General features: G+C 63.3%; 17 protein-coding genes and 1 pseudogene. 11 read left to right on the plus strand and 7 right to left on the minus strand.

Annotated features, from left to right (window positions below):
• Positions 1-1,425, plus strand: coding sequence for a coniferyl aldehyde dehydrogenase (locus E8F06_RS09145; protein WP_280366363.1), 1,425 nt, complete (start codon positions 1-3; stop codon positions 1,423-1,425).
• Positions 1,426-1,560: 135 nt separating this feature from the next.
• On the opposite strand, the gene E8F06_RS09150 is transcribed toward E8F06_RS09145, so the two are convergent.
• The gene (locus tag E8F06_RS09150) at positions 1,561-2,439 is read right to left on the minus strand and encodes a LysR family transcriptional regulator (protein ID WP_280366365.1); all 879 of its coding nucleotides are present in this window, start codon (positions 2,437-2,439) and stop codon (positions 1,561-1,563) included.
• 205 nt (positions 2,440-2,644) lie between these two features.
• Here E8F06_RS09150 and E8F06_RS09155 point away from each other — a divergent pair, with 205 nt between their 5' ends.
• A complete protein-coding gene (locus E8F06_RS09155; protein ID WP_280366367.1) occupies positions 2,645-3,517 on the plus strand; it encodes an alpha/beta hydrolase in 873 nt (290 codons plus the stop codon).
• A gap of 52 nt (positions 3,518-3,569) precedes the next feature.
• Complete coding sequence (locus E8F06_RS09160) at positions 3,570-4,604, plus strand: aldo/keto reductase (protein WP_280366370.1); 1,035 nt, start codon at positions 3,570-3,572, stop codon at positions 4,602-4,604.
• A 320-nt stretch (positions 4,605-4,924) separates the two neighbouring features.
• Here the strand turns inward: E8F06_RS09160 and E8F06_RS09165 are convergent, their stop codons facing one another.
• Complete coding sequence (locus E8F06_RS09165; protein WP_280366401.1) at positions 4,925-5,854, minus strand: malate dehydrogenase; 930 nt, start codon at positions 5,852-5,854, stop codon at positions 4,925-4,927.
• 266 nt (positions 5,855-6,120) lie between these two features.
• Between E8F06_RS09165 and E8F06_RS09170 the strand changes: the two genes are divergently transcribed.
• The 4 genes from E8F06_RS09170 to E8F06_RS09185 all read left to right on the plus strand — a co-directional run bounded on the left by E8F06_RS09170 (position 6,121) and on the right by E8F06_RS09185 (position 10,714).
• On the plus strand, positions 6,121-6,690 hold the full coding sequence (locus E8F06_RS09170) for an antibiotic biosynthesis monooxygenase (RefSeq protein WP_280366373.1): 570 nt from the start codon (positions 6,121-6,123) through the stop codon (positions 6,688-6,690).
• Positions 6,691-6,764: 74 nt separating this feature from the next.
• The gene (locus tag E8F06_RS09175; RefSeq protein WP_280366375.1) at positions 6,765-7,583 is read left to right on the plus strand and encodes an alpha/beta hydrolase; all 819 of its coding nucleotides are present in this window, start codon (positions 6,765-6,767) and stop codon (positions 7,581-7,583) included.
• A gap of 11 nt (positions 7,584-7,594) precedes the next feature.
• Positions 7,595-9,436, plus strand: a complete 1,842-nt coding sequence (locus E8F06_RS09180) for an amidohydrolase (RefSeq protein WP_280366377.1) — start codon at positions 7,595-7,597, stop codon at positions 9,434-9,436.
• Positions 9,437-9,802: 366 nt separating this feature from the next.
• Positions 9,803-10,714: a LysR substrate-binding domain-containing protein gene (locus tag E8F06_RS09185; protein WP_280366381.1), complete on the plus strand. Its 912-nt coding sequence runs from the start codon at positions 9,803-9,805 to the stop codon at positions 10,712-10,714.
• A 162-nt stretch (positions 10,715-10,876) separates the two neighbouring features.
• On the opposite strand, the gene E8F06_RS09190 is transcribed toward E8F06_RS09185, so the two are convergent.
• Complete coding sequence (locus E8F06_RS09190) at positions 10,877-11,530, minus strand: hydrolase (protein WP_280366383.1); 654 nt, start codon at positions 11,528-11,530, stop codon at positions 10,877-10,879.
• Positions 11,531-11,771: 241 nt separating this feature from the next.
• Between E8F06_RS09190 and E8F06_RS09195 the strand changes: the two genes are divergently transcribed.
• Complete coding sequence (locus E8F06_RS09195) at positions 11,772-12,728, plus strand: GlxA family transcriptional regulator (RefSeq protein WP_280366386.1); 957 nt, start codon at positions 11,772-11,774, stop codon at positions 12,726-12,728.
• 171 nt (positions 12,729-12,899) lie between these two features.
• Positions 12,900-14,273, plus strand: a complete 1,374-nt coding sequence (locus tag E8F06_RS09200) for a winged helix-turn-helix domain-containing protein (protein ID WP_280366388.1) — start codon at positions 12,900-12,902, stop codon at positions 14,271-14,273.
• Positions 14,274-14,448: 175 nt separating this feature from the next.
• Here E8F06_RS09200 and E8F06_RS09205 read toward each other — a convergent pair whose 3' ends face one another.
• The gene (locus tag E8F06_RS09205) at positions 14,449-14,847 is read right to left on the minus strand and encodes an AraC family transcriptional regulator (protein WP_280366391.1); all 399 of its coding nucleotides are present in this window, start codon (positions 14,845-14,847) and stop codon (positions 14,449-14,451) included.
• 479 nt (positions 14,848-15,326) lie between these two features.
• Between E8F06_RS09205 and E8F06_RS09210 the strand changes: the two genes are divergently transcribed.
• Positions 15,327-18,125 (plus strand): winged helix-turn-helix domain-containing protein, encoded by a 2,799-nt coding sequence (locus tag E8F06_RS09210; RefSeq protein WP_280366393.1) that lies wholly within the window; start codon positions 15,327-15,329, stop codon positions 18,123-18,125.
• Between the two features lie 152 nt (positions 18,126-18,277).
• Here the strand turns inward: E8F06_RS09210 and E8F06_RS09215 are convergent, their stop codons facing one another.
• Positions 18,278-19,201, minus strand: a complete 924-nt coding sequence (locus E8F06_RS09215; RefSeq protein ID WP_280366394.1) for a carbon-nitrogen hydrolase family protein — start codon at positions 19,199-19,201, stop codon at positions 18,278-18,280.
• Between the two features lie 89 nt (positions 19,202-19,290).
• Here E8F06_RS09215 and E8F06_RS09220 point away from each other — a divergent pair, with 89 nt between their 5' ends.
• Complete coding sequence (locus E8F06_RS09220; protein WP_280366396.1) at positions 19,291-20,229, plus strand: LysR family transcriptional regulator; 939 nt, start codon at positions 19,291-19,293, stop codon at positions 20,227-20,229.
• A gap of 63 nt (positions 20,230-20,292) precedes the next feature.
• On the opposite strand, the pseudogene tatA reads toward E8F06_RS09220, so the two are convergent.
• Positions 20,293-20,454 (minus strand): annotated as a pseudogene (tatA, locus tag E8F06_RS09225) (twin-arginine translocase TatA/TatE family subunit); the annotation flags it as partial.
• A gap of 20 nt (positions 20,455-20,474) precedes the next feature.
• On the minus strand, positions 20,475-20,551 hold a 77-nt coding region (locus E8F06_RS09230; protein WP_280364008.1), incomplete at its 5' end, for a hypothetical protein.

A 20,551-nucleotide genomic window follows, 5' to 3' on the forward strand; every position in this document is an offset into this window, starting at 1 on the left:
ATGTCGATCGAACAAGTCGGGCCGGCCGTCGAGCAGATGCGCCAGGTCTTTGCCAGTCAACGCGCGGCCTTCGCCCTTGAGCGTTATCCCTCGTATCAGACCCGTCGTGCCAACCTGTTGGCTTTGAAGGAACTGGTGCTGGACAACGCCGATGAAATCGCAGCGGCCATTTCCGCCGACTTCGGCCATCGCTCCGTGCACGAGACCAAGTTGCTGGACATCTTTGGCCTGGTCAGCGAAATAAACCATGCGCTCAAGTGCCTGAAACGCTGGATGAAGCCGCAGCGACGGGGTGTCGGGATCTGGTTCCAGCCCGGACGCGCTGCGCTGCTCGCCCAGCCGCTCGGGGTGATCGGTATTGCCGCGCCCTGGAACTATCCGCTGTACCTGACCCTGGGACCGCTGTGCGGGGCCCTGGCCGCCGGCAACCGCGCCATGATCAAGATCGCCAGTGACTCCAGTCGCTATGGGGCGCTGCTGGCGCGCTTGCTCGGCCAGCGTTTCAGCCAGGACCTGGTGGCCGTGATTCAGCCTGGGCCCGGAATCAACGACCAGTTCTCCCGCCTGCCGTTCGATCACCTGATCTTCACCGGGTCACCGGAAGTCGGTCGGCAGATCATGCGCAACTGCAGCGAAAACCTGACGCCGGTGACCCTGGAGCTTGGCGGCAAGTCACCGACCCTGGTGGCGCCTGGATACTCCTTGAAGGTCGCCGCCGAGACCATTCTCTGGGGCAAGTGCCTGAACTCCGGTCAGACCTGCGTCGCCCCGGACTACCTGTTCCTTCCCGAGGGCAGCGAGGCCGAATTCATCGAGCACGCCAAAGCTGCCGTGGCCCGCTACTACCCGCAGCCGCTGGGAGCGAATCCCGACTACAGCTGCATGATCAACGGCCGCCAGATGGCGAGGGTCGAAGCCCTATTGGCCGATGCTCGCGACAAGGGCGCGCGGGTCGTCGCGCTGGCCGATGTCGAAGAGGCTCGCCGCGCTGGCAAGCTGGCGCCTCACCTGGTGTTCGGCGTGCGCGACGACATGCAGATCATGCAGGAAGAGATCTTCGGCCCCTTGTTGCCCGTGCTCAGCTATCACCAGCTGGAAGAGGCCCTGGACTACATCAATGCCCATGAGCGGCCGCTGGCGCTGTATCTGTTCGATGACGATTCGGGGCGCGTCCAGCAAGTGCTGCGGCAAACGCTTTCCGGCGGTGTCTCGGTCAACAGCGTGATGCTGCACGTGCTGCAAGAAAACCTGCCGTTTGGCGGCGTCGGCAATTCGGGTCTGGGGCACTACCACGCGGAAGAGGGCTTCCAGACCTTCAGCAAGATGCGACCGATCTTCTACCAGGCCCGGCTCAACGGCAGCTTCCTGCTCAAGCCACCTTACGGGCGGCTGACCCAGGGATTGCTGAGTTTGCTACTGCGCTGATCGCCTTCGGCGAGAACCGTACCTACTCCTTTTGGCGCCCTTCGGGGCGCCTTTTTTTGGGGTGGAAGAAGTGCCGTGTCCAGGGGGACGTTGACTGAAAGTGGAAGCTTCCGGCCAGAAGCGGCCAGCCCTAACCTATTGAGCGTTCCCTGCTAACAGCTCCGAATCCTGCTCCGCCTGCTCGCTCAACCATTGTGATACCGCGCGGAACCGAGCTACCTGACCTGCATCCTTGTGGCTGAGCAACCACAGCTCCCTCTGTGACTCTGTCTCCTGTTGTAACCGGACAAGCCCCAAGCGATCGCCCACTACACAGGGAAGCAGTGCGATCCCGATCCCTGCTTCGCAGGCGCTAGCAATCATTGAAATGCTGGTCAGCCGAATCTTCTGTAGCGGTCCAATCTTGGCCAGCCATTGCATCTCTGCCAGCCGGGCCATCTCATCTGGGAATGACAGCCAAGGCAGGGCTGGCCAGTCTTTGCGTGTGGCACCGGAGAAGTTCTCGGCGCCGTAAACCGCAAAACCCAGCGTCCCGATCTTGCGCATTCGTAGGGCGGCGTCTGCACTGGGCCTGTTGAGACGAAGGGCGAGATCGGCTTCGCGCCGGGTGAACGAAAGTTCACGGAAATCTCCTATCAGGTTCAACTCAAGGCGTGGATGCTTGGCCAACAGTGCCGGCACATGACGCACCAGCCAATGGCTAAGCAGTACGTCGATTGCAGTGATATTGACTGCACCGGAGATGGCGTGTGCTTCCTCCTGGCTTTCCAGGAGCATCGTCTTGACACGGTCAACGATGGTGTCGGCATGGGACAAGAGAATCTTTCCACCAGCAGTTGGCTGGTAGCCGGTGTTGTCGCGGATGAACAGTCTGATTCCCAATGCTTGCTCGGCCGCCGCGACCCGTCGGCTCACGGTGGAGGTAACCAAGCCCAGCTCGCGTGCTGTCTGGGCCATGTTGCCGGATTCGGCGAGCTTCAGCAGCAGGGGGATGTCATTCCAGTCGAAGTTCATGGGTTTCGTACTCAGGGCAAGTGTTGCGCCAATTGCATTGCTTTTTTGCAACTTGCGATTGCAATCGTAGCTATTTAAGCAACGGCCAGCGAGGCGTAAAAAGTGCCCATCGGATGACTACAGCGCCGGCATCAGCGGCGACAGAGCTCTGGCAGGACGGCCCGCTCACCACTTCGACTTCTATCTCGCTACAGGAAAAATGTTCATGAGCACCCCGCTTGCCACACCCCTCGAAGAAACTGCCGCGACTGCCAAAAATCAGTACGTGCAAGTCAATGGCAACACCATCGCCTATCGCTCCATCGGCTCAGGCAGCCCCATCGTCTTGGCCAACCGTATGCGCGGTACGCTCGACACCTGGGATCCGCTGTTCCTGGACAAGCTGGCCGAACGACACACCGTCATTACCTTTGACTATCCGGGCGTTGGATACTCGAGTGGCGAGCTACCCGACGACCTGGGGCAGGTCGCCAGCTTCGTCAACGACTTCACCACTGCCATCAAGCTGGACAAATTCGCCATGCTGGGCTGGTCGTGGGGCGGGTTTACCACGCAGACCTTGCTGCTCGACCAACCGGAGCGCGTGACCCATGCGATCCTGGTAGGCACCAATCCACCGGGGCCGGGCCAACTGCCGATCCAGCAAGTGTTCATCGAGCGCGCCATGAAACAGGTGAACGACCTGGACGACGAAGAAGTGCTGTTCTTCGAACCACAATCCGAGTTCAGTCGCGCCGCAGCCAAGGCCTCCCATGAACGTATCTACGCCCGCGCCGATGTGGTGTCGAAGATTCCTTCGCAACTGGAGCAGTTTCTGGTGTACCTGAAGGCCGCCGAAGCCTTCGGCGAAGATGCACTGGGACGCCGCGCCAGATTGACCCAGACACGTACGCCGATGCTGGTCATCAGTGGCGATAACGACACCAGCACCGCCGGCCAGAACTGGTTCCCGCTCATCGGCCAACTGCGCAACGCACAATTCGTCTTCTATCCCGAAGCTGGGCATGGCCCGCAGCACCAGTATCCGGAGTTGTCAGCCGAGTACATCGCCGACTTCATCGCGCGCACATCCAAGTAACCATTTGCCATGCAGGCCGCCGAACGCGGCCTGTCCATTACGGGAACACACCATGCGTTATCGCATCTTCGGCAATACCGGACTTCGGGTTTCCTCACTGGCTCTGGGCACTGGCAACTTCGGCAAGGGCTGGGGTTATGGCGCCGACCAGGAGGAAGCTCGCCAGATCTACACCCGCTATCGCGAGGCCGGCGGCAACTTCATCGATACGGCCGATCAGTACCAGTTTGGCCAGTCGGAAGCGATGCTTGGCGACTTCATCGCCGCTGACCGCGACGACATCATCCTTGCCACCAAATTTTCCCTCGGCGACTCACCTGATGCTGGCCTCCAGCGCTCCGGTAACAGTCGCAAGGCCATGTTTCGCTCGGTCGAAGCCAGCCTGAAACGCTTGAAGACGGATCACATCGACCTGCTGTGGGTGCACATGCCCGACGGGGTAACTCCCATCGACGAAATCGCCCGCGGCCTCGACGACCTGATTCGTTCCGGCAAGATCCTCTACGCTGGCTTGTCGGATTTCCCCGCCTGGCGGGTGGCCACTGCGGCTACCCTGGCGGAGCTACGGGGCTGGTCGCCCATCTCGGCCGTGCAGCTGGAGTACAGCCTGGTGGAAAGGTCGGCGGAGCGCGAGCTTATACCGATGGCCGCTGGATTCAATCTGGGAACGGTCGGCTGGTCACCGCTAGGAGGCGGTTTGCTTACCGGTAAATACCGCAAGGGCGAAACGGGTCGAGCGCAGGGTCTGGGTGTGGTCATCCACGGCGAGAGCGACCAACGCAAGACCTCCACCCTCGATGCCGTGCTGGCAATCGCCGAAGAGACAGGGCATTCACCAGGACAAGTCGCCATTGCGTGGGTTCTCGCCAAGGGAACACTTCCGATCATCGGCCCACGCACCGCCGAACAGCTCGCTGACAACCTTGCGTCGCTAGAGGTTCGGCTGACGTCGGCACAGCTCGAACGGCTAGATGCGGCCAGCGCCATAACCCTCGGGTTCCCGCACGACGTGGTAGCCGCCACGGCACCAGCGCTCGCTGGTGGGAAGCCGGAGCTTATCGATGCGCCAACCCGCGCTATTCGTTGATTTGGAGCGGTAGAGGCCAAAGGCGTGATTGTCAGATACGCCTTTGGCCAAAAAGCGAAGGTCGTCTTTGGTTCGATTTCAGCCGGCAGCGAGAATCAGCTTTCGGCAAAAAGCGGCAGTTTAGAGTAGAGAAATAATCTATCCCTTCCCCCGTCCCATGCTGCCTGGGAAAGGCACCGATCACTCCAGGCATGACGACAGGCCAGGGCAGGTACGCACGCGATGCGCAGTGAACCTCTGGGCGCTTCGGCTAGACCCCGGTTACGCCCATCCTGGGACAGGGTCCCCGTTGCGCCCAGAACCCCCTCGTATAGCCCCGGTCACAACGCATTCATTTCAGCAATATCACGCACCACATGATCAGCGGAACGGTCGAACATCGCCTGCTCCTGCGCATCCAGAGGCAGTTCGATCACCCGCACCAGCCCCTCTTTTGCCAGTACGCAGGGGACACCCATGGCAATGTCTGTTCGCCCGTACTCGCCCTCGAGAATCGCGACCGTCGGCAAGATGCGGTTTCGCCCATTGGCGATAGCATCCACCATCTGCGCAATTGCCACGCCCGGCGCATCGCAGGCGCTCCCGAGTTTCTTCAAACCCAGAATCTCGCCGCCACCCTGACGTGTGCGCTCTACAATCCGCTCTATCTGCTCACTGGACAGGAAGTGAGACAGCGGCACCGAACCGATCGCACAGTAACGCATCAGCGGCACCATGCTATCGCCATGCCCTCCCAGCACCAGCGCCGTGATATCCCGGGCAGAAAACCCTGTCTCCTCGGCGATGAAACACTTCATGCGCGCTGTATCCAGCACCCCCGCCTGCCCGAACACCTTGTCGCGTCCCAGCCCACTGAGAGACCAGGCCCGATAGGTCAGCACGTCGACCGGGTTCGACACCACCAACACCGTCGCTGCCGGAGCATGATGGTTAATATCCCGCATGATGCCGTCGAGGATTGGCAGATTGATGCTCAATACATCCTGGCGTGACTGACCAGGCTTGCGGGGCACACCCGCCGTAATCACCACCAGGTCAGAATCCCGCAGCATTTCAGCATTGGAGCCGCCGTAAACCCGGGTATCAGAACCTGACTCGACTGCCGCCTGCCAGACGTCCAGCGCCTTGCCCTGTGCCAACTCACCCTGCACATCAATCAACATCAACTCACGACAGAACTCTTCCCGGGCGATGATCTGAGCTGCCGCCTCACCGACCATGCCGGCACCCACAATTGATAGCTTGTTCACCTCACACCTCCGCGAGGCGCGCGCCACCAGCGACATGCCCACCTCTGCAGAGAAGTATTACCCGCTAATGCAAAAAGGCCACCCGAAGGTGGCCGAAGCCGTTGCTAATGGGCAGTCCTGGCCCCAGGGCGTGTCCCGAAGCGCCCGAGGCGGCGTGTTGAAGCGAGTTAGACCCGGTTGACGGAGGTGATGCAGCACATGCGTCCAATAGAGGGCTCCACGGCGTCGCCATAGTAGCGGCACTTGCATCAGCCCTCGGGACACCCATGAGCGCCGAAATTATCGATCTGAACAGCGTGGTGACGCTGGTCGTCCACCATAAGGTGCGCCGCGAAGCCCTGCCCAGCTACGAAGCCTGGTTGCGCCGCACCGTGGCGGCCGCACGTCGGCAGCCGGGGCACCTGGGCGTGAACGTAATCCGCCCAGGCGGCGAGGGCGCGATGTTCACCACCGTGGTGCGCTTTGCTCGAGCCGGGCAGTTGCAGGCATGGATCGATTCGGCCGAGCGTGCGGCGCTTATCCAGGAAGTCTCGCCGTTGCTGGAAGAGGGTGACCACCCGCTGATCCACAACGACGCCGAGTTCTGGTTCACCCCGGCCCACGGCAACGTCCGCCAGCCACCGAAGTGGAAGCAGGCGGTGCTCACTTACCTGGTGATCTGCCCGCTGACCATGGTCATCCCGCGCCTCTGGGCGCCGGCTTTCGAGCGCTACCCGGTGCTGGGAGGCGTCGTGCCGAGCAACCTGCTGATCACGTTGTGCATCGTGGTGCCGGTGGTCTTCCTGATCATGCCCTGGGTCACCCGGCGGTGCGCCGGCTGGCTCCGCGCCGACTGACGATTCCCTTTCCGCGGCGCCCTGCGTGGCGCCCGTTCCCACAACGACCTGCACCGCAGTCACAGGAGTTTTCCATGAGCACCTTCGTAACCCGCGACGGCACCGAGATCTACTACAAGGACTGGGGCAGCGGCAAACCTGTGCTGTTCAGCCACGGCTGGCCGCTGGACGGCGACATGTGGGAATACCAGATGGAGTACCTGAGCAGTCGCGGCTACCGCACCATCGCCTTTGACCGCCGCGGTTTCGGCCGCTCCAGCCAACCGTGGAACGGCTACGACTACGACACCTTTGCCGATGACATCGCCGGTCTGATCGAGCACCTGGACCTGCGTGACGTCACCCTGGTCGGCTTCTCCATGGGCGGTGGCGACGTCAGCCGCTACATCGGCCGCCATGGCGCCTCGCGCGTTGCAGGCCTGGTTCTGCTGGGCGCGGTGACGCCGATCTTCGGCCGATCCGCCGACTTCCCGCAGGGCGTGGAAACCTCCGTGTTCGACGGCATCAAGGCCGGCCTGCTGAAGGACCGCGCGCAGTTCATCGCGGACTTCGCTGCACCGTTCTACGGCACCAACCACGGCCAGAAGGTCTCCGACGGCGTGCTGACCCAGACCCTCAACATCGCGCTGCTGGCCTCGCTCAAGGGCACCGTGGACTGCGTTACCGCGTTCTCGGAAACCGACTTCCGCGCGGACCTGGCCAAGGTCGATGTGCCGACCCTCGTGATCCATGGCGATGACGACCAGATCGTACCGTTCGAAACCACCGGCAAGCTGGCCGCCGAGCAGGTCCCGGGTTCCCAGCTGAAGGTTTACGCCGGCGCGCCCCATGGCTTCGCCGTCACCCACGCACAACAACTCAACGAAGACCTGCTGGCCTTCCTGCAACGCTGAGGTACCCGAACATGAGCACTGCAGACCTGATCCTGTTCAACGGCAAGCTGCACACCGTCGACCCCGAGCGCCCGCACGCCACCGCCGTGGCCATCGCCGACGGCAAGTTCCTCGCCGTGGGCAGCGACGCCGAAGTGATGGCCTACCGCGACGGTTCGACCCAACTGGTCGACCTCAACCGCCGCACCGTCATCCCCGGCCTCAACGACTCGCACCTGCACCTGATCCGTGGCGGCCTGAACTACAACCTGGAACTGCGCTGGGAGGGCGTGCCTTCGCTCTCCGACGCGCTGGAGATGCTGCGCCTGCAGGCCCAGCGCACGCCGTCGCCGCAGTGGGTGCGCGTGGTTGGTGGGTGGAACGAATTCCAGTTTGCCGAGCGCCGCCTGCCGACCCTCTCGGAGCTGAACAAGGCGGCGCCGGACACCCCGGTGTTCGTCCTGCACCTGTATGACCGCGCGCTGCTCAACCGCGCGGCGCTGCGTGTTGTCGGCTACACGAAAGACACGCCGAACCCGCCCGGTGGCGAGATCGTCCGCGACAGCAACGGCGAACCCACCGGCATGCTGATCGCCCGTCCCAACGCGATGATCCTCTACGCGACCCTGGCCAAGGGGCCGAAGCTGCCGCTGGAATACCAGGTCAACTCGACCCGGCAGTTCATGCGCGAGCTGAACCGCCTGGGCCTGACCAGCGTGATCGACGCCGGCGGCGGCTTCCAGAACTACCCGGACGACTACCAGGTGATCCAGCAGCTGGCCGACGCCGACCAGCTCACCGTGCGCATCGCCTACAACCTGTTCACCCAGAAGCCCAAGGAAGAGCTGGCCGACTTCAAGAACTGGACCTCCAGCGTGACCTACGGCCAGGGCACCGACTTTCTGCGCCACAACGGCGCGGGCGAGATGCTGGTGTTCTCGGCGGCAGACTTCGAGGACTTCCTCGAACCGCGCCCGGACCTGCCCGCCACCATGGAAGCGGAACTGGAGCCGGTGGTGCGCCACCTGGTCGAGCAGCGCTGGCCGTTCCGCCTGCACGCCACCTATGACGAGTCCATCTCGCGCATGCTCGACGTGTTCGAGAAGGTCAATCGCGACATTCCCTTCAATGGCCTGCCGTGGTTCTTCGACCACGCCGAGACCATCTCGCCGAAGAACATCGAGCGCGTCCGCGCCCTGGGCGGTGGCATCGCCATCCAGGACCGCATGGCGTTCCAGGGTGAGTACTTCGTCGATCGCTACGGCAAGCAGGCCGCCGAGGCCACGCCGCCGATCAAGCGCATGCTGGCCGAAGGCGTGCCGGTGGGCGCCGGTACCGACGCCACCCGCGTGTCCAGCTACAACCCCTGGACTTCGCTGTACTGGCTGGTCAGCGGCAAGACCGTGGGCGGCCTGAGCCTGTATCCGGAAGGTTTGTCGCGCGAGGTGGCGATCCAGCTGTTCACCCACGGCAGCGCCTGGTTCTCGAGCGAGCAGGGTAAGAAGGGCATGCTCAAGGTCGGCCAACTGGCGGACCTGGCGGTGCTCTCCGAAGACTTCTTCAGCGTCGAGGAAGAAGCCATCAAGACCATCGAGTCGGTGCTCACCGTGGTAGGCGGCAAGATCGTCCATGGCGATCGCGAGTTCGACAAGCTGGCCCCGCCGAGCATCCCGGTGGTACCGGAGTGGTCCCCGGTGGCCATGGTTCCCGGCCACTGGCGCCCGCAGGCGCCGCTGCAGCAGGCCGTGCACCAGTGCATCGGCTCCTGCGGTGTGCACGGCCACAGCCATGAGCGCGCGCGCACCAAGGACGTGCCGGTGAGCGACTTCGCCGGGTTCTGGGGCGCGTTCGGCTGTTCGTGCTTCGCGTTCTGATGGATCAGGTCGGCACCGTTGCCTGTCGGAAGCGCTTCCAGGTCAATGCCCGGACCAGGGTAATGAACCTGGATCGCTTCGATCTGCGCTGATCCCTGGCGAAAAGCACGCCCCGCGAGCGCTATCCAGTTCGCGGGGCGTTTTGTTTTCCGCGAGCGGCATCTCCCTTCTCCTGTGGTTCCATCAGCGGCGGAAGGCCGCTCCGGAATGGGGGCAAATGAAGGCGATCCGATGCTTGATCGAATCGGGCCGTGGACTGTGGTTTCAAGCGCAGCCGTACAAGAAAAGCGCGGCGAAAGTTGATCGACTGGCGCGACCCTCTCCCGCGTAACCAACCGCATTCCTCAGAGCCCCGAGCGACTACCCATGAACCGAAACGACCTGCGCCGCCTGGACATGAACCTGCTGGTGATCTTCGAATCCCTGATGCTGGAGCGGAACCTCACCCGCGTCGGCGAGAAGCTATTCATCACCCAGTCCACCGTCAGCGCCGCCCTGGCGCGCCTGCGCGACCTGTTCGACGACCCACTGCTGGTGCGCGTCGGCCGCGGCATGGAGCCCACCAGTCGGGCACTGCACATCTTCGAGGAACTGCGTCCGGCGATGGATGTGATATCCGCCGCCGTCAGCCGGGCCAAGAGCTTTGACCCGCAGAGTAGTTGCAACATCTTCCGCCTGGGGCTCTCGGACGACGCCGAATTCGGTCTGTTCCCCGCGCTCCTCGCGCGCCTGCAGCAGGAGGCACCGAACATCACGGTGGTGGTGCGCCGTGCCAACTTCCTGCTGATGCCGGCACTGCTGTCCTCCGGCGAGATCACCGCCGGCGTCAGCTACACCACGGATCTACCGGCCAATGCCAAGCGCCGCAAGCTGCGCGATATCGGCGTGAAGGTACTGCGCGGCGACGACCGCCCCGGCCCATTGACCCTGGACGAATACTGCTCGCGACCGCATGCGATGGTCTCCTTCTCCGGCGACCTCAACGGCGCCATCGACCTCGACCTGGAACGCATCGACCGTCGCCGCCGGGTAGTGCTGGCCGTGCCGCAGTTCGGCAGCCTTCGCGCGTTGCTGCGCAACACCGGGATGATCGCCACAGTGCCGGACTATGCCGCCTGTGCCCTGGTGGAAGACAGCTGCTTGCGTGCCGAGGACCCGCCGTTGGAGATCAAGCCGGCGGAACTTTCTCTGGTCTGGAGCGCCGCCCACGACAACGACCCGGCCGAGCGCTGGCTGCGCGAGCGAATGGTCGAACACATGAGCGCGCCACTACCCTGAGCCCAGTGCTTTTCGTCGGAGGGAGCGAAGCGATACCCGGCGCAAATGTCCGAGCCTGTTCGTGGCTGAATCAGAAAACGCCGCTGGTACGGTCGTCTGGGGACAGGGGAGCTACCAGGAAGAAAGGGAAAAGGGAGCGACAGCGCCGCTCCCTCGCGAGGCTCAGTGGCCTTCGCTGGCGTTGAACATGGTCTTGGCGTAGATCAGGCCCAGGCCGTAGGCGCCGCCGTGCTCGATGGAGGTCTTCACGGTCTGGTCGTAGGTTTCGCCGCGGGCCCAGTCGCGTTGCAGTTCGAGCAGGTACTGCAGGGAGGTCATGGGGCGCGCGCCGAGCTGGATCATGCGCTGCATCGCCATCTCGTGGGCCTCGGTGGACACGTCGCCACAGGCATCGGCGATCACGTAGACCTCGAAGCCCTGGTCCAGTGCCGACAGTGCCGGGCCGACGATGCATACGGAAGTCCAGAGGCCGGCCAGGACGATCTTCTGCTTGCCGAACTTGTTCACTTCCACAGCGATGCGGGGGTCTTCCCAGGTGTTCATGCTGGTGCGGTCGATGATGTTGTGCTCGGGGAACACCGACTTGATCTCGTCGAAGATCGGCCCGGAGAAGCTCTTCTCGGCAACGGTGGTGAGGATGGTGGAGACGCCGAACTCCTTCGCCGCCTTGGCCACCAGCGCGGTGTTGTTGCGCAGGGTCACCGCGTCGATCGACTTGGTGGCGAACGACATCTGCGACTGGTGGTCGATCATGATCAGGGTGTGGTCGATGGGGCTGAGCAGGGTCTTGCCGGGAACGGCGGAAGCGGTGGCCATGAAATGAAGCTCCTGGGTCGGTGACGCGCCGGATGGCGCAAAGGGACGCGCCAGCCGGCGGCCGGCGCGATGGCCCACTATCGCCGGGGTGGCGGAGGAGTTATTGGATCGATGTGCTCGGTGCGGGCGCGTTGTGTACGTCGAAGATAGAATGGCTGTTCCGTGTAGGTAGATACGCAGATCAGCCAATGGGTTGCTGTGATGCTGAGAGAGTGAGGGTGGCGAATTGAGCGGTGGTGCGATGAAAACAGTGGCGATGGTGCTTTATAGCGATGTGCTGATGCTCGATGTGTCGGGGCCGATGGAGGTGTTTTCCATCGCCAATCGCTTCCTCGCGCCGGAGCATCACTACCGCCTGCTGACCGTCGCCGAGAACCGCGAGCCGATCCGCAGTTCCTGCGGCTTGAAGATGCTGGCCGACCTGACCCTGGAAGAGCTGCCCGCCGGCATTGACCTGCTGCTGGTGCCCGGCGGCCCCGGCGCGTACGACACCGCGCAGCCGGCGCTGAGTGCCTGGCTACCACAGGCGGCAGGGCACGCGCGGCGACACGGGGCGATTTGCACCGGCGCCTTCCTGCTGGGCAATGCCGGCTTGCTCGACGGTTACCGTTGCACCACCCACTGGAACTACCTGGAGCGCCTGGCGCAGCGTTTTCCCTGCACGCGGGTGGAGGCCGAGCAGATCTACGTGGTGGACCGCAACCTGATCACCACTGGCGGCATCACCGCCGGCATCGACATGGCCCTGGCGGTGCTCGGCGAGGACCATGGCAAGGAGCTGGCGCTGGAGGTGGCGAAGGTGCTGCTGGTGGTGATGAAGCGTCAGGGCGGCCAAGCCCCCTTTGCACCGCTGCTGGCCACGGTCCTGCGCGATGGCTCGGCAATCGCGAGGGTGCAGGCCTACATGGCCGATCACATTGAGGAGCCCTTTACCATCAAGCGTATGGCCGAGCTGGCGGCGATGAGCCCGCGCAATTTCGCCCGCGCCTTCCAGCGCGAAGTAAAACTGACGCCCATGCAGTACCTGCAGAATGCCCGCATCGAGCACGTGCGGCGGTTGCTGGAAACGACTGACCTGCCACTGAAGGTGGTGGCCTGCCGCAGCGGCTTCGGCAGCGCCCGGCACCTGCGCACGGTGTTCAGTGAGCGCATCGGCATGACGCCCAGTCAGTACCGTCAACAGTTTTCCGCTACTTGACCGTCTGATGCACCCTTCTTGGCCGTATCCGTCCCTCTGGCCGAATTGCGCTGTCATCCAGAGACCGGAGAATGGGTCCATCGACAAAAAGGAGCCACCGCCCCGATTCGTTCGAATTTGCTCGGATCCCCCCGTGGTAGAGCGGTCGGTACGGACAAGGCGGGAGATGACATGAACGCCCCCACGCCAATCGGCACGGAAACGGTATTGCAGTTCGGCCGCTTCCAACTGCACCCCTATAAACGTCAGCTGTTGCAGGGCAATCGCCCGGTCCGCATCGGCAGCCGTGCCCTGGACATCCTCTTGGTACTGGTGGCTCAGCCCGGTGAGATCATCGCCAAGGAGACCATCATTGCCCGCGTTTGGGGCACCACGGTGGTCGAGGAGATCAACCTGCGGGTGCACATCGCCGCGCTGCGCCGCGTCCTGGGCGAGGGGCACACCGGTGAACGCTACATCGCCAACGTGCCGCTGCGCGGCTACGGCTTCGTCGGCGTGGTGGAGACGCTGCAGGCTCAGCCGACCCAGGTCACGCCCGCCAGCAATCTGCCGGTGTTGCTGGCGGGGCTGGTGGGGCGCGGGCACCTCACCCAGCACCTGTTCGAGCAGATGCTGGGCACCCGCCTGCTGACCCTGGTGGGGCCGGGAGGGATAGGCAAGACCTCGTTGGCAATCCAGGTCTGCGAGTCGCTACAGCAGCACTACGTCTGCATTCGGTTCCTCGACCTGTCGTCAGTATCCGACGCAGAGGCGCTGGCCCGGTTGCTCGCCACGGTGCTCGAGGCGGCCGGCAAGGGACGGCTGCTGCTGGTGCTGGACAACTGCGAGCACTTGGCTTGCGCCTGCGCCCAACTGATCGAGCGGTTGTTGCGCCAGCACCCGGCGCTCAGCGTCCTGGCCACCAGCCGCGAACCGTTGCGTGCCGAGGGTGAACACGTACTGCGCCTGCCGCCGCTGGAACTGCCCGTCAGCGACGAGGTGACGCTGGTCGGTGCGCTGTGCTGTTCGGCAGTGCAACTCTTCGTGCAGCGCGCTCGCGATGTGTACGACCGCCTGGAGTTGAGCCCGGCCCAGGTGCGCGCGATAGTCGAAGTCTGTCGGCGTCTGGACGGTATCCCGCTGGCTATCGAGATGGCCGCCCGCCAGATCGATACCCTGGGCCTGACCGGACTGCCGAAGCTACTCGACAGCGGCGTTCTACTGCATATGCCCGGCCGCCGCACCGCTCCAGCGCGGCAACGCAGCCTATGCGCCACCTACGACTGGAGCTATGACCAGCTCAGCGGCACCGAGCAAACATGCCTGCGCCTGCTCGCGCCGCTGGGCAGCAGCTTCACGCTGGAAACGGCGGTTAGCGCGCTGGTGGATACCCGGCTGTGCCGCGAACGCATCTTCGCCGCGGTCAGCCAGTTGGCTGACAAGTCGCTGTTGCTGGTGGAAGAGGGCGAGCGCGGCGTGCGCTACCGGATGCTCCACACGGTTCGCGCCTATGTACTCGAGGGGATCTGCGTCAGTAGGCCTGACGCCGCCAGCCCGGCGGCGTGACGCGGAAGACTTGGCCGCGCGCCGTCTACCGTGCCATCGCCTTTATCCGTGACTGGCTTGCACCTCCGTACTTGCTACGCAGGGCCGCACGACGACCGGTTCTTCATCGGTACAGGCGGCCGGTGGAAGCGGGCGGGCGTGCCGGCGCTCCTGCAGATTCCGACCACCAGTTCGGCTACGAAGCGGAGGTAAGGGGGCAGGCCCGCGCTTGGCGTATCCAGCCTTTGGGAGAAATCCCCGTCAGGCGGTTGAACACACGACAGAAATGCGCTTGGTCGTAGAAGCCACATTCCAGACCGATCTCCGCCAATGGCCGATCCGCGTCGGTCAGCAGGCGCTTGGCCTTTTCCACCCGCTGGAGCCGTACCCACTCCAGCGGCGAGTGGCCGGTGCTGACCTTGAACTTGCGTGTGAAGTCGCTTCTGGACAGTGCGCAGGCGTCCGCCAGCCACGTGACGGTGATGCCTGCTTCCAGGTGCGTGAGGATGAGCTTCAATGCTTGTTCTTCCTGCCAGCGGGCGAGCTTGCGCGCTTCTGCGTAACTTGTGGATCGCTCGATACTTTCGCTCAGCATGGGTGTTCTCGCCGATCTGATGTATCGCTATCTTTCGCAGGCTGGAGCGAGGCGGCCAGTTAATGCCGGTTAAAGTTCATTAAGCGGACAGTCGCCTGGGAACCATGAACTTTGCGATGGCGCAACCGTCAATCAGTGGCGTGACCAGGCCCATCTTTCTGCGACGTTTCTGTGAAGCCGAAGGGTGCCTTCAGGTGCCCAAGTGCCACGGGTGAACCGTGCGGGTTTGGTGAGTCGGCCGGCCACTTCCGCCGGCGTCGGCACCGTGACGACCGTGCGCGGGACGAGCGCAAGGTTTTTCGTGAACCGCTTGCCGCCGGAAGCAGCGGTGATGGTCGTTGTTAATTTTTATGAAGAGCCCTCGGCAGCTCACCTTTTTTGCAATAGAACGGAGGTGGCAGCTCTGCGGAGCTGTGTTCGAGGCCTCCCGTTAGAAAGAGACCGGCACCCGGCCCGCGTGCAATTTTTTGTTGGTAACGATGAGAAAAGAACAACTGATGCCGGTCGAGTCCGCGTTGTGCTTCGGCCCCTACGTGGTCTATCCCACCTCGCGCTCGATCGTGGATAGTGGCCGACCGCTACGCCTGGGGCAGCGCGCCTTCGATCTGCTTCTCGTGCTGTTGGAAAACGCCGGCGAGGTCGTCGGCAAGCGCGACCTGATGGCCAGGGCCTGGCCCGGCCTGGCGGTAGATGAAGGCAACCTTCGCGTGCACATGGCGGCATTGCGGAAGGCTCTTGGAGATGGCCAGGAAGGGCGCCGCTACATAGTGACGGTGGCGCTGCGAGGCTACAGTTTCGTCGCACCGATCAGCCAGGTTGGCAGTGTCCCACCTTTGATGAGCGTGGATCCGTCGAGCCAGCACAACCTGCCGGCGCGGCGCAGTCGCCTGGTCGGCAGGGAGCGGGAAGTAGCACATATCATCGGCCAGCTGCAGAGCGGTCGCAGCGTTTCGGTGGTGGGCTGCGGGGGAATCGGCAAGACCAGTGTCGCCCTGCTGGTGGCTGAGCAGCTGATCGGCCGCTATCGCGATGGGATCCGCATGCTCGACCTCACGCTGCTTCAGGATGCCGGGCCGCTGGCCAGCACCCTTGCCGCGCTGTTGGGCATACCCGGGCAGGCAGATAGCTCGCTCGAGGTCCTCTGCAGCCAGCTCGGCTCGCGCGAGATGCTCCTGCTGATCGACAACTGCGAGCACATGGTCGAAGCGGCGGCGCACCTCATGGAGTGCCTGCTGTGCGCTGCTCCGGGGATTCATGTGCTTGCCACCAGCAGGGAGGCGCTGCGTACCGCGCACGAGCGCGTTTATCGATTGCCTCCGCTGGCCAACCCACCAATGCAGATTACCGAGGTCGCCGAGGCGCTTGCCTACCCGGCGCTCGCCCTGCTGGTTGAGCGGGTCAGGAACGTCGACGAAGCCTTCGAGCCTGGTGCGGCGGATCTGCCGCGCCTCGTTGATATCTGCCATCGCCTGGACGGCATGCCTCTGGCGATTGAACTGGCGGCCGGCCAGATCGCCAGCGAGCGGGACATTGGCGCGGCGCTGCTCGGCGGCGATTGCTACCTGGACTGTCCCATCGACGCCCAGGATGTCCATCCACGACACCGGCACTTGCGCACAATGTTCGACTGGAGCTACGCCCTGCTGTCCGATGCGGAGCGGGCCGGCCTGCGTCGCCTGGGAGTGTTTCGCGGGAGCTTTTCCCTGGAGTCCGCCGCGGCGTTGTTTGGCCTCCCGGGCGACCCTGGGGCCGGTTGCATGCTCATCTCGCAGTTGGCGATGAAGTCGCTGATCAGCGTCGAGGTCAGCGACGATGAGTTCGCTTACCGCCTGCTCGAACCGGCGCGGCTCTATGCCTTGGAAAAGCTGGACGCGGCGGGTGAGCTCCACGAAACCCGCGTCCGACACCTTGGAATTTGCATGGCGCGCCTGGAGCAGGCGCAGCTTGAATGGGAAAGCCTGCCAACCAGCCGTTGGTTGGAGCGATACGCCAGGTGGCTGGGTGACCTGCGCTCGGCGTTGAACTGGGGGCTGGATGCCGAGGTGCGCCACCCCCTGGCCATTCGCCTGACAGCATGCTCGGCACCGATCTGGCAGGAGATGTCGCTCCTGCACGAGTATGGTTCCTATGTGGCGAGTGCCCTCAGCCTACTGAGCACGGCTTTCGATGCTGAAGGCCATGAGTCTTTGCAACTGGCGACGCAGTTGCAGCTGGCGTTGGGCAACTGTTCCTACCATGGTCAGATTGTTGCTACCCAGGCCATCGGAGCCTTCCAGAGCGCCCAGTCGCTCGCGGAGAGAAGCGGGGACCCGGGCGCGATGCTGCATGCTATTTCGGGCCAGCTAGCGGCCAACCTGCGTTCTGGACGGTACCTGCAAACCTTGGCGCTGAGCGAAGAGTTCGATCAGTTGGCCCAAGGGCGTGGTGAAGAGTTAGCGGTCAGCTCGCAACGCCTCAAGGTCCTCGCCCTTCATTATTCGGGGATGCAGGAGCGGGCCCATCACCTGGCTGAATCGGTGTTGGAGGCGCTCGAGCGCGAAAATCGCCCGAACCGCTTTGCGCTTTGCATGGGTGTGCAATACGAGCAAAGGGTGGCGTCGCTCACCGTCCTGGCTCGTATCCTCTGGCTTCGGGGTTACCCGGACCAGGCCGAACAGCGCGTGCAGCAGGCCCTGGACCTGGCCTACCAGCTGGAGCACATCCCGTCGATATCGTACTTGCTGGCCACGGCCGGTTGCGTGATTCCCTACTACAACGGTGAGTACGAGAAGGCATCCCTCCGCCTGCAACTCCTGCTCGAGGCCTCTTCACGCCACTCCATCCCGTTGTTCGCCGACTGGGCGCAGCACTATGCCGGGGTGATGGGCTGCGAAGGTCTTCCCAGGCCGACGCTACCGGCAAGTGGATTGGTGAGGGATATCGTCATGACACTCGGGGGATCGAGGTCGTTCGAGGAGCGACCTGCATCGCTCCAGAGCAGCATCGGCGCCACTGGATGGTGTGCCCCAGAGATGCTTCGACTGGAGGCTTGCCAACTGCTTGAAGCCGGTGCGGAGGGGGCCGAGGCCCTGCTGACCCGATCGTTGGAGCTGGCCCGCAGAGGCGGCGCGCTTGCCTGGGAGCTGCGCAGCGCGACCACCCTGGCCCAGGTATGGCGTGACCAAGGGCATAGGCAGCCGGCGATGGAGCTGCTTGAACCCGTCTATGGTCGTTATGAAGAAGGCCTGGGTACACCCGATCTTGTAGCCGCACGCGCGTGCTTGGAGACGCTGCGCTGAAGGTGAGCGTTTTCCGGCCTGGTTCAACCGCGCTGTGACCACTGCGTCCTGGCCTACGGGGAGTGACCAGGGAGGGCTGCTTGTGCAACTGAAGAGCCCGCTTCTGGCCGGAAGCTGCCTCTTCCGGCCGAGGGTGTTGAAGATATTTATGGCTATTGAATGAACTTCACGCCCGGCTTGGTTCGCTCATCGACGACCAGCTCAAAGACATCGGGTCGCGCGTAATGACCGGTCACGTCGAAGTCATAGCGCGCACGTACCAGGTCGGCTGTATCGATCTCCGCTACCAGCAGGCCGCGTTCTCCGGTTAGTGGGCCGGCCAGCACATCTCCCAGAGGGCCCACGATCACGCTGCCGCCGTTGATCAGCGGACGCTCTTCCGGCCAGTTCTCGACCTTGAGGCCGAGCGCCGAAGGTGAGTCCTGCACCTGGCAAGCACTAACGACAAAGCAGCGCCCCTCGCAAGCGATGTGGCGCATCGTGGCTAGCCACATTTCCCGCTCATCGACCGTGGGTGCGCACCAGACGTCGACCCCCTTGGCGTACATCGCGGTGCGTAGGAGGGGCATGTAGTTCTCCCAGCAAATGGCCGCGCCCAGTCGGCCAGACTCACCTTCCACCACGGGCAGGGTCGATCCATCGCCCTTTGCCCAGATCAACCGCTCGGTGCCCGTGGGCATCAGCTTGCGATGCTTGGCAACGAATCCTGCCTGGGGAGTGAAGAACAGCACGGAGCAGTAAAGGCTGTGGCCACTGCGCTCGATTACGCCAACCACCAGGTCGGCGCCAGTGCGCTCGGAAAGGGACGCCAGAGCATCAGTTTCAGTCCCGGGCACATCGATCGCGTTTTCATAGTAGTGGGCGAAGGCCTCGCGCCCTTCCGGCAGCCTGTAGCCGAGTTGGGTGCCAAATCGCTCGCCCTTGGGATACCCACCCAGCAGAGCCTCCGGCATGACCACCAGATTGGCGCCGGCTTCGCGAATGGCCGTTTCGTAGGAAAGAATCTGTTCGAGTGTGTCGGCCTTGCCGCCAGGTAGCGAGCCGATTTGTAGCGCAGCGACGATGGACTTGGACATGGGGTGACGCTCCTCGATGTGCGGTGGGGTTTCGCGCATTTTCAGGGTCGGACAAACTATAAATAAACAACCAATCACTTCTAGTTGATATGAGCCTCATGAATATCGCCGATGTAGACCTGAACCTGCTGAAGGTGTTCGAAGCGCTGTATGAGGAATCCAGCGCAAGCCGGGCAGCCCTTCGCCTTGGCGTCACCCAGTCGGCCGTGAGCGCGGCGCTTCGGCGATTGCGCGACGTCTATGGGGATGCGCTGTTTGTGCGAACCGGGCGCGGTCTGGCGCCCACGCTGCGGGCGAACCAATTGCGACCCCTGATTGGCGAGGCGCTTGGCAAATGCAGGCAGAGCCTTGCCTTACTGGCTCCCACTGCAAGCGATTTCGCCGGCCGTGCCGTCTCATTGGGTTTGTCGGATGATTTTGAAATCGCGTACGGGCGCCGGCTGATCGATGCCGTCCAGAAGCGGGCGCCGGGCTTGCGCTTGATCTTCCGTCAGACACACAGCCAGATTGTCGCGGATGCCCTGCTTGACCGAAGTATCGACCTGGCGCTCACTGCTGGCGGATTCAACGCACGGATGCTCAGCCGAGAGATTCTTGCCGACGGAGGCTATAGCTGCCTGGTGGACGCTGGCAGCCTGGTGCCCGAGCAGATGGCCCTGAGCATCGATGAGTTCGTTGCCCGGGAGCACATCCTGATTTCGTCGGGTGGATTCATCGGCATAGTCGATGAGGCTCTGGCGGCTATTGGGCTGACGCGCCGAGTCAGTGTCTCGACCACGCACTTTGCCGCATTGCCTTACCTGTTGCCCGGTACCGGAGCCGTGGCCACCATACCCAGCCATGCGGCCGACGAAATCGCCCGAGTGACAGGATTGGCCGCGCTGCCGTGCCCCCTGCCACTGCCTCGTTATCCAATCGAACTGGGATGGAGAACGACGCCTCAGGTTGACCTCGCAATACAGCGGGTGAGAGAGGCAATAGTCGACTGCTTTCGGCCAAGCGCAGACATGAGCGACACCCATGGATAGTTTTTCGTCCGATGGTTTTCGGGTTCCGGGCTAGCTCTCATCCTGGCTGCGAGAAGCAACCATCGGCTTGGTTTCATTCGTGTCCGTGGCGTCTGTCATCGATCGGCGAAAACCCTTGATCGATTCACCCAGGTCACCGCCGAGGTGCCGCAGACGCTTACCGCCAAATAGCACCAGAGCGATCAGCAGAATGACTGCCCAGTGCTTCCAATCGAAAATACCCATTTGCAGTTCTCCTCTCCAGGTCAAGTGATCTTGTGCCCGTGAGCCTGCCGGTCCGCGTGGTACGAAGAACGCACCAGGGGACCTGCCGCCACGTTCG

The organism is Pseudomonas sp. BN411 (assembly GCF_029871235.1).
Classification (GTDB): Bacteria; Pseudomonadota; Gammaproteobacteria; order Pseudomonadales; family Pseudomonadaceae; genus Metapseudomonas.

Excerpts from the sequence above, each read along its gene's own strand:
- E8F06_RS09145 (WP_280366363.1), top strand. The coding sequence starts at position 1 with ATGTCGATCGAACAAGTCGGGCCGGCCGTCGAGCAGATGCGCCAGGTC.
- E8F06_RS09150 (WP_280366365.1), bottom strand. The coding sequence starts at position 2,439 with ATGAACTTCGACTGGAATGACATCCCCCTGCTGCTGAAGCTCGCCGAA.
- E8F06_RS09155 (WP_280366367.1), top strand. The coding sequence starts at position 2,645 with ATGAGCACCCCGCTTGCCACACCCCTCGAAGAAACTGCCGCGACTGCC.
- E8F06_RS09160 (WP_280366370.1), top strand. The coding sequence starts at position 3,570 with ATGCGTTATCGCATCTTCGGCAATACCGGACTTCGGGTTTCCTCACTG.
- E8F06_RS09170 (WP_280366373.1), top strand. The coding sequence starts at position 6,121 with ATGAGCGCCGAAATTATCGATCTGAACAGCGTGGTGACGCTGGTCGTC.
- E8F06_RS09175 (WP_280366375.1), top strand. The coding sequence starts at position 6,765 with ATGAGCACCTTCGTAACCCGCGACGGCACCGAGATCTACTACAAGGAC.
- E8F06_RS09180 (WP_280366377.1), top strand. The coding sequence starts at position 7,595 with ATGAGCACTGCAGACCTGATCCTGTTCAACGGCAAGCTGCACACCGTC.
- E8F06_RS09185 (WP_280366381.1), top strand. The coding sequence starts at position 9,803 with ATGAACCGAAACGACCTGCGCCGCCTGGACATGAACCTGCTGGTGATC.
- E8F06_RS09190 (WP_280366383.1), bottom strand. The coding sequence starts at position 11,530 with ATGGCCACCGCTTCCGCCGTTCCCGGCAAGACCCTGCTCAGCCCCATC.
- E8F06_RS09195 (WP_280366386.1), top strand. The coding sequence starts at position 11,772 with ATGAAAACAGTGGCGATGGTGCTTTATAGCGATGTGCTGATGCTCGAT.
- E8F06_RS09200 (WP_280366388.1), top strand. The coding sequence starts at position 12,900 with ATGAACGCCCCCACGCCAATCGGCACGGAAACGGTATTGCAGTTCGGC.
- E8F06_RS09205 (WP_280366391.1), bottom strand. The coding sequence starts at position 14,847 with ATGCTGAGCGAAAGTATCGAGCGATCCACAAGTTACGCAGAAGCGCGC.
- E8F06_RS09210 (WP_280366393.1), top strand. The coding sequence starts at position 15,327 with ATGAGAAAAGAACAACTGATGCCGGTCGAGTCCGCGTTGTGCTTCGGC.
- E8F06_RS09215 (WP_280366394.1), bottom strand. The coding sequence starts at position 19,201 with ATGTCCAAGTCCATCGTCGCTGCGCTACAAATCGGCTCGCTACCTGGC.
- E8F06_RS09220 (WP_280366396.1), top strand. The coding sequence starts at position 19,291 with ATGAGCCTCATGAATATCGCCGATGTAGACCTGAACCTGCTGAAGGTG.